Raw genomic sequence first — 16,407 nt, forward strand, 5'->3', positions numbered from 1 at the left:
CTTAGAAATATCCCTGACGCTTCTTCTGCTCCATGGAGCCGGCCTGATCGTGGTCAATCAGCCGCCCTTGCCGCTCGCTCGAAGTGGTGAGCAGCATCTCTTCAATAATTTCCGGCAAGGTGGTGGCATCGGATTCGATGGCCCCGGTCAGCGGGTAGCAGCCGAGAGTACGGAAGCGCACCAGCTCCTGCTTCACTTCATCCTCGGCGGTCAGCGGCATGCGCTCGTCATCCACCATGATCTTGATGCCGTTGCGCTCCACCACCGGACGCATGGCCGCGAAGTAGAGCGGCACTATGTCGATGTTTTCCAGATAGATGTATTGCCAGATATCCAGTTCGGTCCAGTTGGAGAGCGGGAACACCCGGATACTCTCCCCCTTGTTGACCTGGCTGTTGTAGACGCGCCACAGCTCGGGGCGCTGGTTCTTCGGATCCCAGCGGTGGGACTTGTCACGGAAGGAGTAGACCCGCTCCTTGGCACGAGACTTCTCTTCGTCGCGGCGGGCGCCACCGAAGGCGGCATCGAAGCCATATTTGTTGAGCGCCTGCTTGAGCCCCTCTGTCTTCATGATGTCGGTATGCTTGCCGCTGCCGTGGACGAAGGGGTTGATGCCCATGGCGAGCCCTTCCGGGTTCTTGTGGACGATGAGATCCAGCCCGTACTTCCTGGCGGTCTCGTCGCGGAATTTGATCATCTCCTTGAACTTCCAGTCGGTGTCGACGTGCAGCAAGGGGAACGGGATCTTGCCCGGATAGAAGGCCTTGCGGGCCAGGTGCAGCATGACGGAGGAGTCCTTGCCGATGGAGTACATCATCACCGGGTTTTCAAATTCGGCAGCCACCTCGCGGATGATATGGATGCTCTCGGCTTCCAGCTGCTGCAAGTGCGTCAATCTTTCACGGTCCATGTTGGTCCTCGGGTCATTGCTTATGCGCCTGCTCAAGGCGCTGGGTGGTTCAGTGCGCGGCCGCGCTGGCAGCCGCATCAAATATCTCTTTTTGGGTCAGGCCAGCTGCACCAGCTTGAGGTCGCAGCCATCGAGATCCGGGTTAGCGCGCAGCTGCTCGCCGCCCTTTTCCCCAAACCAGGCGAGCCGATCGCGCAGGGCAACCACTTCGCCGATGACGATAAGCGACGGGCTTACCGCCTGTTTGGCCAGCTCGGCCAGATCAGCCAAGGTGCCGGTCAGCACCCGCTGGCGGGATGTGGTGCCGCGCTCGATGATGGCGATGGGGGTGGCTTGGCTTCGGCCGTGATCCACCAACTGCTGCTGGATATGCTCGGAGCGCATCAGCCCCATGTAGATGACCAGAGTCTGACTGGTGGCGGCGAGCTGCTGCCAGTCGGGCTCCTTGCCCTCTTTTTGGCAGTGGCCGGTAATAAAGACGGCGCTCTGGGCGTAATCACGGTGAGTGAGCGGAATGCCGGCATAGGCGGTGGCACCGGCGGCAGCCGTGATGCCGGGCACCACAGAGAAGGGAATACCTTCGTCGGCCAGCACTTCCAGCTCCTCGCCACCCCGGCCAAACATAAAGGGATCGCCTCCTTTCAGCCGCACCACCCGATTGCCCGCCTTGGCGTATTCCACCAGCAGGCGATTGGTCTCCTCCTGCGGCACGCTGTGGGCGCCCGCCTTCTTGCCAACCGACACCAGAGTGGCATCGCGGCGCACCAGATCGAGGATCTCGGCAGAAACCAGCTGGTCGTAAAGCACCACTTCAGCCTGTTGAATCTGTTGCAGCGCCTTGAGGGTCAAGAGGCCCGGATCGCCGGGGCCCGCCCCGACCAGCACCACTTCTCCTACTTCGCTTTTCGCCTGATCGAGGCCATCGCTCAGCCACTGCTCGGCACCTTGCCAATCCTCTTTTTCAATCAGGCTGGCGAGGGTGTTGGAGGCAAAGGCGCGCTCCCAGAAGCGGCGGCGATCGGAAATCGATGAGAGCACCCGCTTCGCCTTGTCACGGACCCGGCCGGAGAGCTCGGTCAGCCCGCCAAGATGGCGCGGCAGCAGGCTCTCCAACCGCTCGCGCAGCAGGCGCACCAGTACCGGCGCCTTGCCGCCGCTGGAGACCGCCACCATCAGCGGCGAGCGATCGATGATCGATGGGAAGATAAAGCTGGAGCGCTTGGGGTCATCCACCACGTTGACGAACAGACCCAGCTGGTTGGCACTCTGATAAACCAGCGCATTGACTTCGAGGTTGTCGGTCGCCGCCACCACCAAAATCTGACCAGCCAGATGGGCCGGGGTGAAGCGCTCCGCCAGATGGGTGAAACGACCGGTGAATTCCGCAAATTCCGGTTCAAGCTCCGGGGAGACCAGGGTCAGCCGGGCACCGGCCGCCAGCAGCAGGCGCGCCTTGCGCAGGGCAACCTCGCCCCCGCCCACCAGCAGTACCGGGCGGCCTTCCAACTTGGCAAACATAGGTAAATAATCCATTTCGGCCCATCCCTCGGAACACGACTAATATGGGGCGACTATAGGCAGGGCAGCTTATCCCTCAAAATAATAAAAAATGCTTTTTAATGCGTTTTGGTAATTAGCAAAGCCAATTCATGACAAAGGCGTACAAAGTCACTTGTGGTACCTGACGCCAGACCATAGGCTAGGGACTGTGTTTCATAAGGAGCTAAATGATGAATGAATCATTGATTGTGCTAGGGATTTTCGTGTTCCTGGTGCTCGCCACCCTGAGCGCGGGCATCAAGATAGTGCCCCAGGGCTACAACTGGACGGTGGAGCGCTTCGGCCGCTACACCCGCACCCTGACCCCGGGCCTCAACCTGTTGATCCCCTACGTGGATCGGGTCGGCCACAAGATCATCATGATGGAGCAGGTGCTGGATATCCCGGCACAAGAGGTGATCTCCCGCGATAACGCCAACGTCACCATCGACGCCATCAGCTTTGTGCAGGTGGTGGATGCCCGTAAAGCGGGTTACGAGGTCAACGATCTCACCAGCGCTATCCGCAATCTCACCATGACCAATATGCGCACCGTGCTCGGCGCCATGGAACTGGACGAGATGCTCTCCCAGCGCGACACCATCAACGAGAAGCTGCTGCGCACCATGGATGCCGCCACCGCCCCCTGGGGCATCAAGGTGACCCGCATCGAGATTAAAGATGTGCGCCCGCCGCTGGCACTGGTCGAAGCGATGAACGCCCAGATGAAGGCCGAGCGCCAGAAACGGGCCGAGGTACTGGAAGCCGAAGGGGTGCGCCAGTCCAAGATCCTGAAAGCGGAAGGGGAGAAGCAGTCCCAAATCCTCAAAGCCGAAGGTGAGCGTCAGGCCGCCTTCCTCGCCGCCGAAGCGCGGGAGCGGGCAGCCGAGGCGGAAGCCAAGGCGACTCATATGGTCTCCCAGGCGATTGCGGAAGGAGACCTGCAGGCCATCAACTACTTCGTGGCTCAGAAGTACACCGAGGCACTGGCCCGCATCGGTGAAGGCCCCAACAGCAAGATCATCATGATGCCGCTGGAAGCGGGCAGCCTGATTGGCTCGGTGGCTGGCATGGCCGAGCTGTTCAACAAAGATGGCAAGGGCAGCAAGTCATGACAGCCCTGTTAGAGGGGCTGACCCACTGGCACTGGCTGGGGCTCGGCTTCATTCTGCTGGCCATCGAGGTGCTCGGCTCAGTGGGCTTTTTGCTCTGGACCGGCATCGCCGCGCTGGAAGTGGGGCTACTGCTGCTGATCTGGCCCTTTGGCTGGCAGGCGCAGTTGCTGCTGTTTGCGGTGCAATCCCTGCTCACCACCTGGGCCTGGTGGCGTTGGCAGCACCAGCGTGACAACTCGGGTCAGGATGCCGCCAGCACCATCAACGAGCGGATGCAGAGCTATATGGGCCGCGAGCTGACCCTGCTGGATGATGTCGCCCAAGGCACCAGCCGGGTACATCTGGACGACACGGTCTGGACGGTGCGCTGCGACGAGTCGCTGCCTGCGGGCAGCAAGGTCAGGGTGGTGGGGGCTGACTCCCACATCCTGCTGGTTGAACCCCGCAACTGACGCAACTCTGCCATCGAGTCATAAAAAAGCCCGCGATCGCTCGCGGGCTTTTGTCTCGCTGGCTGCCACTCAGGTACGCAGCCGATCGAGCTGACTGGCCAGCGCCGTGGCCGCTTGCTCCAGCGCTTCGCTCAGTTGATGGCTGGAGCTGGCCTCCTGCCCGATCACGTTGGCGGTATCGCCGATCCGCATCAGGTTCTGGTTGATGGTATCGCTCACCGCACTCTGCTGCTCGGCGGCGGTGGCTACCTGACTGATGTGGTCATGGATCTGCTGGATCTGGGCCACCACCCGATTGAGCGCCTCGAACGCCTGCTCGGTACCCTGCACCGTGGTGGTGGAGCGCTCGATGCCGGTATTCATCAGACGCTGACTGCTGCTCACCTCGGTCTGCAAACTGCCAATCAGCTGGCCGATCTCGTCGGTCGATTCACGAGTTTTGGTCGCCAGCGCCCGTACCTCGTCCGCCACCACCGCAAAACCGCGGCCCATGTCCCCTGCCCGCGCCGCTTCGATGGCGGCGTTGAGGGCCAGCAGATTGGTCTGCTCGGCAATGGCGCGGATCACATCGAGGATCCGGCTGATATTGGTGCTGCGCTGGGCCACCAGCGCCACCGCTTTATCCGCCTCATGCATATCGCCGACCAGAGTATGGATCTCGTTGCGGGCATTGCTGAGGGTCTGCTGGGCGGTATTGATGTGGTGGGTCGCCGCTTCCGACTCCTGCGCCGCCTGCTCGGCATAACCCGCCACGCTGACTGCCGTGGTGCTCATCTGGTGCATGGCGCTCACCACGCTCTCCAGCTCCAGATTCTGCTCGTCCAGACTGTTGCGCATGGTGTCGGCGGTATGTTTCATCTCCCGCGCCTGCTGGTAGACCTGCTGACCAATCCCCTTGCTCATTTGCACCATGCCCCGCAGCTTGCCGAGGAAGGCATTGAGCTGGGAGCCTAGATCGATAAGTTCCTGATGGGTGTCGATCTCCATCTGCTGGGTCAGGTCCCCCTCGTTGCTGGAGAGATGGCCCACATGGCGACTGATAAGGGAAAGCGGCGCTGTGATGGTCTGGATAAACCAGACCAGCAGCCCCAGCACCAACAGGGTAATCCCGCCCATGGCGATGATCTGCTGCCGCTGGGCATCCACCAGCAGGGCGCCCAGTTCATTGCTGATGGTGTGCGCCTTGCTCAGCGCCAGCGCCTTGGGCACCTTGATCATCAACCACCACTGGGTATTGGCTGCCTCAACCCGGATGGGCTGATGAAGAATAAAGTCACTGTCGCTGCTGACAGGCTGACCGTCAGGCAGGGTCAGGCCCACCTCCTTGAGTGGACGGCCCAGCTTGTCGGCATAGCGGTTGCTGCCCACAATCAGCCCCATCTTGCTGACCAGGGTCACATCCGCCTTGTTGTCATAGAGGCTCTTGCCAAGGTTTTCAGCCAGTTGCTGGAAGATGGGCAGGTTCATATCCACCCCGGCCAGCCCGACAAACTTGCCGTCACGCAGCACGGGCACCGTCAGACTGGTCATCAGCATCTTGTTGCCCGGGCTGATTTCGTAGAGATAAGGCTCCATCAGGCAGGGCTGGCGGGTATCGCGACCACAGAGATACCACTCGCTGTTGCGAATGCCGAACTCGTTGAGGGAGGTATCAAACTTGGCCTCACTGGCGGCGGCATCCACCGCTTGCTGGGCAACGCCCCCCCCCTGATCCTTGGTGAAATAGATCTCCAGACTCCCCTTGCCTGCCACCGAGTGGCTGGCCCCGCCAAGCCAGTTGCCATCCTCGCCATCATAGCCATCCGGTTCAAACTGGGCGTAGATGGAGCTGATCCCGCCCGCCTGCTGCAGGCTGCTGCCGAGCAAAGACTCCACTTGAGGCCGCGACAGCCGCAGTTCCGGTTTGGTCATCCCGGCTTCAATCTGTGCGGTCACGGTCAGAGGTATCTGATAGGAGTTCTGCATCAACGAGGCAATCTGGATGGCATAGCGCTCCGCCTGATAATGCAGACTGCGGGAGACCTCCTCTTCCAGTGCATCACTGGTCTGGGTCATCACCATGTTGCGAAGGGAGCCGAAAGAGGCCGATTGCAACAGGGTCATGGCCAGCCCGGTCAGCAGAAACAGCCCCATGGTAAGGCACAACAACTTGAACTTGAGGGAACGTTGCTTCATGCGACGACTCCTTATGGCAGAATAACAACGAATTACTTGAGTATATTCGCCCACTTGCGCTTCACCCGATTTGTTGATGGGTTTGTGGCAGGCTTCTGGTTATAATTTTTGCCTTCCCGAGCGTTGATGGAACAGTCGCAATGAGCAATGCACTGAGCAGTGTCCCGCCGGTAGTCGCGATGGACTACCCCTTTCCGGCCAAACCTCTTCCCCTGAGTGCCGAGCAGAGAACGACCTTGACCACAGAAATCAAGGCGCTGCTCAAGGAGCGCAAAGCGGTACTGGTTGCCCACTACTACACGGATCCCGAGATCCAGGCGCTGGCCGAAGCCACCGGCGGTTTCGTCGGTGACTCGCTGGAGATGGCCCGCTTTGGCCGCGATCACGAGGCGCAAACCCTGATCGTCGCCGGGGTGCGCTTTATGGGGGAAACCTCCAAGATCCTGAGCCCCCACAAGCGGGTGCTGATGCCGACTCTGGAGGCCGAATGCTCCCTCGATCTGGGCTGTCCCATCGAACAGTTCTCCGCCTTCTGCGATGCCAATCCCGACCATACCGTGGTGGTCTACGCCAATACCTCGGCTGCGGTCAAAGCGCGGGCTGACTGGGTGGTGACCTCCAGCATTGCGCTGGAGATCGTCGAACACCTCGACAGTCTGGGTCACAAGATCATCTGGGGCCCGGATCGCCATCTGGGCGCCTATATCGAGAAGAAGACCGGGGCGCAGATGCTGCGCTGGCAAGGCCACTGCATCGTCCACGACGAGTTCAAGGCCCGCGCCCTGCGCGAGCTGAAAGAGCAGAATCCGGACGCCGCCGTGCTGGTTCATCCGGAATCCCCCGCCTCGGTGATCGAGCTGGCCGATGCGGTGGGCTCCACCAGCCAGCTGATCAAGGCGGCCAAGGAGCTGCCCCAGCAGAAGCTGATCGTGGCGACCGATCGGGGCATCTTCTACAAGATGCAGCAGGCCTGTCCGGAGAAAGAGATGGTGGAAGCACCGACCGGTGGCGATGGCGCTACCTGCCGCAGCTGCGCCCACTGCCCCTGGATGGCGATGAACGGTCTGGTGGCGATCAAGGAAGCGCTCACCGACGGTGCCGAGCGCCACGAGATCCATGTCGACGAAGATCTGCGGGTCAAAGCCTTGATCCCCCTCGATCGGATGCTCAATTTCGCCGCCGAACTCAAGCTCAAGACCCAGGGCAACGCCTGATTGCCACCGTCACGAGATGCAAAGAGGGCTCCCGCGGGAGCCCTCTTTATTTATCTGAGCCTCATCCTGCTCAGATGATTACGGTGGAGAGACTGTGCTCTTCATCCGGCGCAACGGTCACACCCGCCTCGCCAGCGATGGCTGCTTCGACGCAGAGCATGGTGCGATAGCCATCGTCGCTCATGTCGGCCATGGCGGTGGCCCCTTCCAGCCAGGGGGTCCAGACCACCACGCTGTCGTGGTTGCCACTGACAACCCGGGTCTCACGCTCACCATCCTGCACGCTCACCAACGCCTCTGGCTGCCAGTAGACCCGATCCAGCGGCCCGCTCAGGGTCAATGCACCCTGCTGCTTGGCATCCTGCCCGGTCAGCTTGTCGGCATAGGGCTCGCCCAGACCGCTCACGCTCACCGCTTCCGGCGCACTGATTTGCAAATAGGTATGCAGCGCACCGCTATAAGTCAGCGGCTGGCTACCGGTGTTGCGAGTGGTCAGCACCAGCGAAAGCTCTTTGCCCACCAGCACGTCCAGCTCCAGTTCGAAGGCGTGATCCCACAGGGCACGGGTCGCATCGCTGTCGCGCAGGGAAAGATGAACAAGCGTGCCGTCAGCGTGATCGGAGACCCCGTCCAGCATCCAGAGGGTGGTACGGGCAAAACCGTGGGAGGGCTTGCCGCTACCGACGCGGGCGGGCGCCGGGCCAAACCATGGCCAGCAGATCGGGATACCACCGCGAACAGGCTTGCTGCCATCCAGCACCGCCTTGTCACTCAGCCAGATGGAGGCCGGCTCGCCATGACGCTGATAGCTCAGCACATGGGCGCCAAACAGGCTGATTTCTGCCTTGGCATAGTCGTTGTTGATGGTGAGAACCGGCAGACCGGCCGCATTGTTGGCAAGCTTGCAATTGGCTGTCAGGGGACGAATGGATTGCATGTGGACTCCTGTCATCAGGGGAAACCGAAAAACAAAAAGGCGGCCAATGGCCGCCTTTTTCAAGCTACGCGATTGCGCATCCCAAATTACTTGGAGATGTGAGCGATCAGATCCAGAACTTTGCTGGAGTAGCCCATTTCGTTGTCGTACCAGGATACAACTTTAACGAATTTGTCGTTCAGCTGGATACCAGCCTTGGCGTCGAATACGGAGGTCTGACGCTCACCCAGGAAGTCGGTAGATACAACTTCGTCTTCGGTGTAGCCCAGAACGCCTTTCATAGCGCCTTCGGAAGCAGCTTTCATCGCTTCGCAGATTTCTGCGTAGGTGGCAGCTTTCTTCAGGTTAACGGTCAGATCAACAACAGACACGTCCGGAGTCGGAACACGGAAAGCCATACCGGTCAGCAGGCCTTTCAGTTCCGGGATAACTACGCCAACAGCTTTGGCTGCACCGGTAGAGGACGGGATGATGTTCTGAGCCGCACCGCGGCCACCGCGCCAGTCTTTGGCAGACGGACCATCAACGGTCTTCTGGGTAGCAGTGGTAGCGTGAACGGTGGTCATCAGGCCAGACTCGATACCGAAGGTATCGTTCAGAACCTTGGCGATCGGTGCCAGGCAGTTGGTGGTGCAGGAAGCGTTGGAAACGATGTCCTGGCCAGCGTAGGTAGAGTCGTTAACACCCATTACGAACATCGGGGTAGCGTCTTTGGACGGGCCAGTCAGAACAACTTTCTTGGCACCAGCAGCGATGTGCTTGCGAGCAGTCTCGTCGGTCAGGAACAGACCGGTAGCTTCAGCAACAACGTCAACACCGATTTCGCCCCACTTCAGGTTGGCCGGGTCACGCTCAGCGGTAACACGTACGGTTTTGCCGTTTACAACCAGGTTGCCGTCTTTAACTTCAACGGTACCGTTGAAACGACCGTGAGTTGAATCGTACTTCAGCATGTAAGCCATGTAGTCAACATCGATCAGGTCGTTGATACCAACAACTTCGATGTCTGCACGCTCGCAAGCCAGACGGAATACGAAACGACCGATACGGCCAAAACCGTTAATACCTACTTTGATAGTCATATTTAGTTACCTAACTGTTCAGTAGTCAAAGAAAATTCCGCTTGTAAATTTACTAGAACTCTCCGGTGAGTCAACCAACATTCTGTCTGAAATTGCGCTATATCATGAAAAACTGTGAAATTAATTTTCTGTTTATGTAACTGATTACCACGTTTTGACGAAAAAAGTGCCAGATCGTGGCATAGCGCAGATATCAACAATAGTGCCTACTCGGTCACACAACCATTCACAGAGATATGTAAAAATGTGCGCGGTTTAGCATGGCCAAAGAGCCACTGTTCAAGTACCACCCCATAAAAATCAAACAAAATAGTATAGATAGAATCCACAGCGGGAATTCTCAAACTATGACCACCCTGATTGAACAGCTGGCTGCCGCAAAAGGTATCGCCAGCGAGTATGTCGATGCCTGGGGCCACCCGGCCCAGGTATCAGAAGAGAGCAAGGCCGCCATGCTGGGCGCCATGGGCTACCGCGTCGATGACGAGGCCGCACTGGTGCAGCAGCTGGAAGAGGAGCATCGCCAGCACTGGCTGCGGGCGCTGGATCCTGTGATGGTGGTTCGCACCGGCGACGCCGTTACCCTTGAGGTTCGCCTCCCCATCGAATTCGTCAACGACGCCCTCACTTGGCAGCTCCAGCAGGAGCAGGGTGCAGTGCTGTCCGGTCAATTCACCCCCATCGAGGGTGAGCTGATCGGCGTGGCCGAATTTGAAGAGATGGAGTGCCAGGCCTATCGCGTCACTCTGGATATGGCCCCGGAGCTGGGTTATCACCAGCTGGTGCTGCTGGAAGAGGGCAATGACGAGCCGCTGGCCACCATGCGCCTCATCGTTGCCCCCAAGGCCTGCTACAAGCAGGCTCCAATTGCCGATGGCCGCAAGGTGTGGGGCCCGAGCGTACAGCTCTACTGCCTGCGCAGCCGCCACAACTGGGGGATCGGTGATTTCAGCGATCTGGGCCAGCTGGTCGAGAAAGCGGCCGCCTGGGGTGCCCACTTCGTCGGCCTCAACCCCATCCACGCCCTCTATCCGGCCAATCCGGAGAGCGCCAGTCCCTACAGCCCCTCTTCCCGTCGCTGGCTCAACGTGGCCTATATCAATGTGGAAGCGGTGCCCGAATTCCAGCAGAGCGATCGCCTGAAAGCGGAAGTGGCAAGTCCTGCCTTCCAGCAACATCTGGCTGATCTGCGCGCCAAAGAGAATGTCGATTACACCGGCGTGATCCAGACCAAACTCGGCATGCTGCGTCAGGTGTTCGACGAAGCCACCCTGAGCGCCGAGCGTCAGGCCGCCTTTGATGCCTTCGTGGCCGCCGGTGGCGACAGCCTGCAACAGCAGGCAGCATTTGATGCCCTGCAGGCCCACTTCTATGCCAAAGGCGAAAATGCCTGGGGCTGGCCGGTATGGCCGGAGCAGTTCCGCGACTACCATAATCCTGCCGTTGCCGCCTGGATGGCCGCGCACCCGCAAGATGTCAACTTCTACCTCTATCTGCAGTTCCTGGCCGACGAGCAGCTGGCGCAAGCCGATGCCCGTGCCAAAGCTGCCGGCATGGTGATGGGGATCTACCGGGATCTGGCAGTGGGCGTATCCGAAGGATCTACAGAGATCTGGGCCAACCAGGATCTATACTGCCCGAAAGCCTCGGTCGGTGCGCCGCCCGATATCCTCGGCCCGCTCGGTCAGAACTGGGGCCTGCCCCCGATGAACCCGAACAAGCTGTTCGAAGCGGCCTATCAGCCGATGGTGGACTTGTTCCGTGCCAACATGCGCTCCTGCGGCGCACTGCGCATCGACCACGTGATGGCCTTGCTGCGCCTGTGGTGGGTACCGCCCGGAGCGTCCGCCGCCAAGGGCGCCTACATCTACTATCCGGTCAACGATCTGCTGGGCATTCTGGCCCTCGAATCCCACCGCAATCAGTGCCTGCTGATCGGCGAGGATCTGGGCACCGTGCCGGAGGGGATCGACGTGACCCTGAAAGAGAACGGCGTTCACTCCTACAAGGTGTTCTTCTTCGAGCGCTCCAAGGAAGATGGCGGCTTTATCTCCCCGGCGCACTACACCGAGCAGGCGATGTCGGCCCTGACCACTCACGACATGCCGACCCTCAAGGGCTTCTGGCATTGCGACGATTTGGCGCTCGGCCGTCAACTGGGTCTGTATCCGGATGAAGATGTATTGAAGACTCTGTATGCTGATCGTCACCAGGCCAAACAGCGGATCCTCGACAGCTTGCATGCCCACAAGGTCATCTCTGACAACATCAGTCATGACGTCAACTGGGTCGGCATGAACACCGAACTCAACCACGGTCTGCAGATCCATATGTCCCGCGGCAGCTGCGCCCTGTTCAGTACCCAGCTGGAAGACTGGCTGGAGATGGACAAGCCGGTCAACGTACCGGGCACCAGTTACGAATACCCCAACTGGCGCCGCAAGCTTTCCGCTGATCTGGAAGATATTTTTGCCAATGAGGCACTCAAGGCACTGGCTGGCAAGATGAGCCAAGCCCGTGATGAGGCCAGTCGTTGAGACGCTGTCTCCCACAGCGCTCTCACCTAAATCCACTCCGGCTTCGGCCGGAGTGGATGCTCTGTCATGAAAGGAAATCTCGATGCTCGTTGAACGTTTGGTTGCTGCCCGCTGTTCCGATCCCTTCTCTCACTTAGGCCTGCAGGCCAATCCGGATGGGCCTGGCCTAAAACTGACCGCCTGGTTGCCTGATGCCCTCGAAGTTCGCGTCAAGGATCTCAAGTCGGGCAAAGTCGTTGCCACCCTGGCGCCCACCGATGAATCGGGTCTTTTTGAAACTGTTTTCACCCGCCGCAAAAACTCCTTCCCCTATCAGCTGATCGCCAGCTACCAAGATGCCACCACCGAGGTCATCGACCCCTATCAATTTCAGGATGCCGCCTGGGCAGGCCTGGCCGAACTGACCGCCCAGCCGGAAAACCTCTACCACACCCTTGGCGCCCAGCTGCGCACCGTGGAACATCTTGGCCAGCAGGTGGAAGGGGTGCGTTTTGCGGTCTATGCACCGAGCGCCACCGCCGTGAGCCTCATCGGCGATTTCAACTTCTGGGATGGCCGCCGCCACCCGATGCAGCGCAGCCTCTGCGGTCACTGGGTGCTGTTTGTGCCGGGCCTCAAGGCCGGGGATCGCTACAAGTTCGAACTCAAGGATCCCATGGGCAACCGGCTGCCCCACAAGAGCGATCCGGTCGGCTTTTACTGCGAGCAGTATCCGTCGTTCGCCTCCGTGGTCTATGACCACGCCCAGTACCAGTGGCAGGATGCCGAGTGGATTGCCAGCCAGCACAACGACAAACGCGAGCAGCCGCTCTCCATCTATGAGCTGCACGTCGGCTCCTGGAAGCGCCACCCCAACGGCGACAGCCTGAGCTGGCGCGAGCTGGCAGTGGAGCTGGTCGCCTACGTCAAGGAGATGGAGTACACCCACATCGAGCTGCTGCCGGTCTCCGAGCACCCCTTCAGCGGCTCCTGGGGCTACCAGCCGGTGGGTATGTTCTCCCCCACCAGCCGCTACGGCACCGCCGATGATTTCAAATACTTCGTCGACCAGTGCCACCAGGCCGGTATCGGCATCATTCTGGACTGGGTACCCGCCCACTTCCCGTCCGATGCCCACGGCCTGGCCCGCTTCGATGGCACCCCGCTCTACGAGTACGAGGATCCGCGCCGTGGCTGGCACCCGGACTGGAACTCCTACATCTATGACTTCGGCCGCGACACAGTGCGCCAGTTCCTGGTGGCGAGCGCGCTGTTCTGGCTCGACAAGTTCCACATCGACGGACTGCGGGTGGATGCGGTCGCCTCCATGCTCTATCTGGACTACTCCCGCAACGCCGGTGAGTGGGTACCGAACGTCGATGGCGGCAACCACAACTACGAGGCGATCAGCCTCTTGAAGTGGACCAACGAGGAGGTCTACGGCAAGTATCCCCACGCCATGACCATAGCCGAAGAGTCCACCGCCTTTGCCGGTGTCTCCCGCCCCACCTTCCTCGGCGGCCTCGGCTTTGGCTTCAAGTGGAATATGGGCTGGATGCACGACACCCTCACCTATATGCAGAAAGAGCCGATCCACCGTCGCTACCACCACAACGACATGACCTTCTCCATGGTTTACCACTATGACGAGAACTTCATCCTGTCGCTCTCCCACGACGAGGTGGTGCACGGCAAGCACTCCATGCTCTACAAGATGCCGGGCGACGAGTGGCAGCAAGCCGCCAACCTGCGGGCCTACATGGGCTTCATGTACGCCCACCCGGGCAAGAAGCTCAACTTCATGGGCACCGAAATCGCCCAGAGCAACGAGTGGAACCACGACGCCCAGCTGCCGTGGCATCTGCTGCAATATCCCAAGCATGCCGGTCAGCAGCGGCTGATCCACGATCTCAACCACCTCTACCGTCATGAGCCTGCCTTGTATCAGGCCGATTATGAGCAGACCGGCTTCCGCTGGCTGGATCACAACGATGCCGACAACAGCATCTTTGCCTGGCTGCGGGCGGACAAAGAGGGCAAGCAGGCTATTGTGGTGGCTTGCAACTTCACCCCGGTGCCCCGTCTCGAATATCGGATCGGCGTCCCAGCTGCGGGCCACTATCGGGTGGTGCTCAACACCGACAGCGAGTATTACTGGGGCAGTAACTATGATGTAGGTCTGGTGTTCGCTGCCGAGCCGACCCCCTGGCAGGGGATGGCACACAGCATAGTGCTGGATCTGCCGCCGCTGGCGACCTTGTTTATCAAACAGGAGTCTTGATGCTTGTAATGGAAAAAGGGGTGGGCCACCCGCTGGGGGCCCGCCTTGACGAGAACGGTTGCCACTTCTGCGTCTGGGCCCCCCAGTCGGACAAGGTGGAGATCTGCCTGTACGACGAGCAGGAGCAGGAGCTGATGCGGCTGGAGTTGCCCGGCCGCCGTGGCCAGTATCGCTTTGGCTACGTGCGCGGTGTAAAGGCCGGTCAGCGCTACGGCTATCGGGTCTATGGCACCCCGCAGGAGGGGATGCTGTTCGATCCGCAAAAACTGCTGATTGACCCCTACGCCAGGGCGCTCAGTCGTCCCACCTACTGGGATGAAGCCCTCTATCAGGGTGACAGTGCCGGGATGATTGCCAAGTCGGTGGTAGTGGATGACAGTTTTGACTGGCAAGGGGTTGGCAAACCCGGGATCAGTCCGGCCCGCACCATTATCTACGAGACCCACGTCAAGGGCTTTACCAAGCAGCATCCGGGGATCCCCAAAACACTGCAGGGCACCTACCTTGGCATCTGTCACCCGCTGGTTATCGAGCACATGAAGAGCCTCGGTATCACCTCGGTGCAGCTGATGCCGGTGGCCGCCTTCATGTCGGAACCGCGACTGGAGCAGCTGGGACTAACCAACTACTGGGGCTACAACCCCATCGCCTTCTTCGCCCCGGAGCCACGCTACAGCACCAGGGCCGACGAGGCAGTGACCGAGTTCAAGACCATGGTGCGCGAGCTGCACCGGGCCGGGCTCGAGGTGATCCTGGATGTGGTCTACAACCACACTGCCGCCTCTGGCTTCGATGGCCCTACCCTCTCGTTCAAGGGCTTTGACAACGCCGGTTACTACGCCTTCGAAGCGGGCCCCCACGGCTCGGACTACACCCGTCACGCCAACGTGACTGGCTGTGGCAACAGCGTCAATCTGGATCACCCCAACACCCTGCGGCTGGTGCTCGATGCCCTGCGCTACTGGGTCACCGAGATGCAGGTGGATGGCTTCCGTTTCGATCTGGCGGTGACGCTGGCGCGGGAAGCGGGGGAGTTCGAGCCCATGGGCGCCTTCTTCAAGGCCGTGATGGCCGACCCTGTGCTGTCACAGGTCAAGCTCATCGCCGAACCCTGGGATATCGGTCCCTTCGGCTACCGGCTGGGTCAATTCCCGAGCCAGTGGCAGGAGATCAATGACCGCTACCGCGACACGGTGCGCGCCTTCTGGCGCGGTGATGCGGGCAAGATGGGGGACTTCGCCACCCGTCTGGTGGGTTCGCGGGATATCTTCCCGAAAAACTGGCGCTCCCCCCACACCAGCGTCAACTACCTCTGCTATCACGACGGTTTCACCCTGGAGGATCTGGTCTCCTACAACCAGCGCCACAATCAGGCCAACGGTGAAGACAATCGGGACGGCCACGGCAACAACCTCTCCTATAACCACGGGGTAGAGGGACCAACCCTGGATCCGCGGGTCAACAGCTTGCGCCAGCAGCAGAAGCGCAATCTGATTGCCACCCTGCTGCTCTCCCAAGGCACTCCCCACTTCCTCGCCGGCGACGAGATGGGACGCAGCCAGCTTGGCAATAACAACGCCTACTGTCAGGACAACCAGATCAGCTGGGTCAACTGGCAGTGGCGGCCGGAGGATGAGCGGCTGTTCGCCTTCACCCAGCAGATGATGGCACTGCGGGCAGAGTCCTGCGTCTTCTCCAACCTGCAGCTGAGCGACGACAGCTGGAATGGCGCACCGTCCAGCTGCCATCAGGTCAACTGGTATCACCCGGACGGCCACCAGCTCACCGATCAGGATTGGCACGCCCCCATGGGGCAGGCGTTCGCCATGGATATCGGCATGATCAACTGTGTCGGCGAGCGCTGGTACGTGCTGTTCAACGCCAGCGATTACGACATCCAGTTCCGCCTGCCGCCTCCGGGAGAAGGGCTGGAGTGGATCCAGACCATCGACACCGCCACCAACGATGGGCTGCCCTTCCTGCCCGATGACATCAAACGGCAGGTAGCGGTCGGCCGGGCCCACTCCCTCAAACTGCTGGAGCGGGTGGCGCTGGCCAGCACGGCGGAGGATGCCCAGCCACCGCAGCAGGAAATTCTCCCTGCATCCGGTGAGGAGATGGTTGCCACCTCGATCACAGATACAGGCAAAGCATAAGAGGCATGCTGGAGTCAGCTTTACAGAGCC

The 16,407-nt window shown here is 60.2% G+C and carries 11 protein-coding genes; 6 read left to right on the top strand and 5 right to left on the bottom strand.

Going from position 1 to position 16,407, the window contains the following annotated elements:
- Position 1: 1 nt before the first annotated feature.
- Together cysD and cysG are read right to left on the bottom strand one after the other, a co-directional pair.
- Positions 2-988: a sulfate adenylyltransferase subunit CysD gene (cysD, locus tag AB5Y99_RS09620; RefSeq protein WP_265177009.1), complete on the bottom strand. Its 987-nt coding sequence runs from the start codon at positions 986-988 to the stop codon at positions 2-4.
- Positions 989-1,006: 18 nt separating this feature from the next.
- Positions 1,007-2,443 (bottom strand): siroheme synthase CysG, encoded by a 1,437-nt coding sequence (gene cysG / locus AB5Y99_RS09625; protein WP_368209577.1) that lies wholly within the window; start codon positions 2,441-2,443, stop codon positions 1,007-1,009.
- A gap of 197 nt (positions 2,444-2,640) precedes the next feature.
- Between cysG and AB5Y99_RS09630 the strand changes: the two genes are divergently transcribed.
- A complete protein-coding gene (locus AB5Y99_RS09630; RefSeq protein ID WP_005335703.1) occupies positions 2,641-3,564 on the top strand; it encodes an SPFH domain-containing protein in 924 nt (307 codons plus the stop codon).
- Positions 3,561-4,016: an NfeD family protein gene (locus AB5Y99_RS09635; RefSeq protein WP_005354718.1), complete on the top strand. Its 456-nt coding sequence runs from the start codon at positions 3,561-3,563 to the stop codon at positions 4,014-4,016. Before AB5Y99_RS09630 ends, AB5Y99_RS09635 begins: the two co-directional genes overlap by 4 nt.
- A gap of 69 nt (positions 4,017-4,085) precedes the next feature.
- Here the strand turns inward: AB5Y99_RS09635 and AB5Y99_RS09640 are convergent, their stop codons facing one another.
- A complete protein-coding gene (locus tag AB5Y99_RS09640; RefSeq protein WP_368209579.1) occupies positions 4,086-6,191 on the bottom strand; it encodes a methyl-accepting chemotaxis protein in 2,106 nt (701 codons plus the stop codon).
- A gap of 140 nt (positions 6,192-6,331) precedes the next feature.
- Here AB5Y99_RS09640 and nadA point away from each other — a divergent pair, with 140 nt between their 5' ends.
- Positions 6,332-7,405 carry a quinolinate synthase NadA gene (gene nadA / locus AB5Y99_RS09645; protein WP_005335706.1) on the top strand — a complete coding sequence of 358 codons (1,074 nt, stop codon included), beginning with the start codon at positions 6,332-6,334 and terminating at the stop codon, positions 7,403-7,405.
- Positions 7,406-7,475: 70 nt separating this feature from the next.
- On the opposite strand, the gene AB5Y99_RS09650 is transcribed toward nadA, so the two are convergent.
- Together AB5Y99_RS09650 and gap are read right to left on the bottom strand one after the other, a co-directional pair.
- Positions 7,476-8,342 carry a D-hexose-6-phosphate mutarotase gene (locus AB5Y99_RS09650; protein ID WP_368209581.1) on the bottom strand — a complete coding sequence of 289 codons (867 nt, stop codon included), beginning with the start codon at positions 8,340-8,342 and terminating at the stop codon, positions 7,476-7,478.
- A gap of 86 nt (positions 8,343-8,428) precedes the next feature.
- On the bottom strand, positions 8,429-9,424 hold the full coding sequence (gap, locus tag AB5Y99_RS09655) for a type I glyceraldehyde-3-phosphate dehydrogenase (RefSeq protein WP_005335708.1): 996 nt from the start codon (positions 9,422-9,424) through the stop codon (positions 8,429-8,431).
- A gap of 347 nt (positions 9,425-9,771) precedes the next feature.
- Here gap and malQ point away from each other — a divergent pair, with 347 nt between their 5' ends.
- From malQ to glgX, 3 genes are all read left to right on the top strand, one after another.
- On the top strand, positions 9,772-11,961 hold the full coding sequence (gene malQ, locus AB5Y99_RS09660; RefSeq protein ID WP_368209583.1) for a 4-alpha-glucanotransferase: 2,190 nt from the start codon (positions 9,772-9,774) through the stop codon (positions 11,959-11,961).
- A gap of 82 nt (positions 11,962-12,043) precedes the next feature.
- The gene (gene glgB / locus AB5Y99_RS09665) at positions 12,044-14,221 is read left to right on the top strand and encodes a 1,4-alpha-glucan branching protein GlgB (protein WP_047439608.1); all 2,178 of its coding nucleotides are present in this window, start codon (positions 12,044-12,046) and stop codon (positions 14,219-14,221) included.
- The gene (gene glgX / locus AB5Y99_RS09670) at positions 14,221-16,377 is read left to right on the top strand and encodes a glycogen debranching protein GlgX (protein WP_368209585.1); all 2,157 of its coding nucleotides are present in this window, start codon (positions 14,221-14,223) and stop codon (positions 16,375-16,377) included. Before glgB ends, glgX begins: the two co-directional genes overlap by 1 nt.
- The last annotated feature ends 30 nt before the right edge of the window (positions 16,378-16,407 follow it).

The organism is Aeromonas sp. R4-2 (assembly GCF_040908295.1).
GTDB classification, from domain to species: domain Bacteria; phylum Pseudomonadota; class Gammaproteobacteria; order Enterobacterales; family Aeromonadaceae; genus Aeromonas; species Aeromonas veronii.

What these genes read in the sequence shown, in the direction of transcription:
- cysD (WP_265177009.1), bottom strand. Translation starts at nt 988, where the DNA reads ATGCGGCTGCCAGCGCGGCCGCGCACTGAACCACCCAGCGCCTTGAGC.
- cysG (WP_368209577.1), bottom strand. Translation starts at nt 2,443, where the DNA reads ATGGATTATTTACCTATGTTTGCCAAGTTGGAAGGCCGCCCGGTACTG.
- AB5Y99_RS09630 (WP_005335703.1), top strand. Translation starts at nt 2,641, where the DNA reads ATGAATGAATCATTGATTGTGCTAGGGATTTTCGTGTTCCTGGTGCTC.
- AB5Y99_RS09635 (WP_005354718.1), top strand. Translation starts at nt 3,561, where the DNA reads ATGACAGCCCTGTTAGAGGGGCTGACCCACTGGCACTGGCTGGGGCTC.
- AB5Y99_RS09640 (WP_368209579.1), bottom strand. Translation starts at nt 6,191, where the DNA reads ATGAAGCAACGTTCCCTCAAGTTCAAGTTGTTGTGCCTTACCATGGGG.
- nadA (WP_005335706.1), top strand. Translation starts at nt 6,332, where the DNA reads ATGAGCAATGCACTGAGCAGTGTCCCGCCGGTAGTCGCGATGGACTAC.
- AB5Y99_RS09650 (WP_368209581.1), bottom strand. Translation starts at nt 8,342, where the DNA reads ATGCAATCCATTCGTCCCCTGACAGCCAATTGCAAGCTTGCCAACAAT.
- gap (WP_005335708.1), bottom strand. Translation starts at nt 9,424, where the DNA reads ATGACTATCAAAGTAGGTATTAACGGTTTTGGCCGTATCGGTCGTTTC.
- malQ (WP_368209583.1), top strand. Translation starts at nt 9,772, where the DNA reads ATGACCACCCTGATTGAACAGCTGGCTGCCGCAAAAGGTATCGCCAGC.
- glgB (WP_047439608.1), top strand. Translation starts at nt 12,044, where the DNA reads ATGCTCGTTGAACGTTTGGTTGCTGCCCGCTGTTCCGATCCCTTCTCT.
- glgX (WP_368209585.1), top strand. Translation starts at nt 14,221, where the DNA reads ATGCTTGTAATGGAAAAAGGGGTGGGCCACCCGCTGGGGGCCCGCCTT.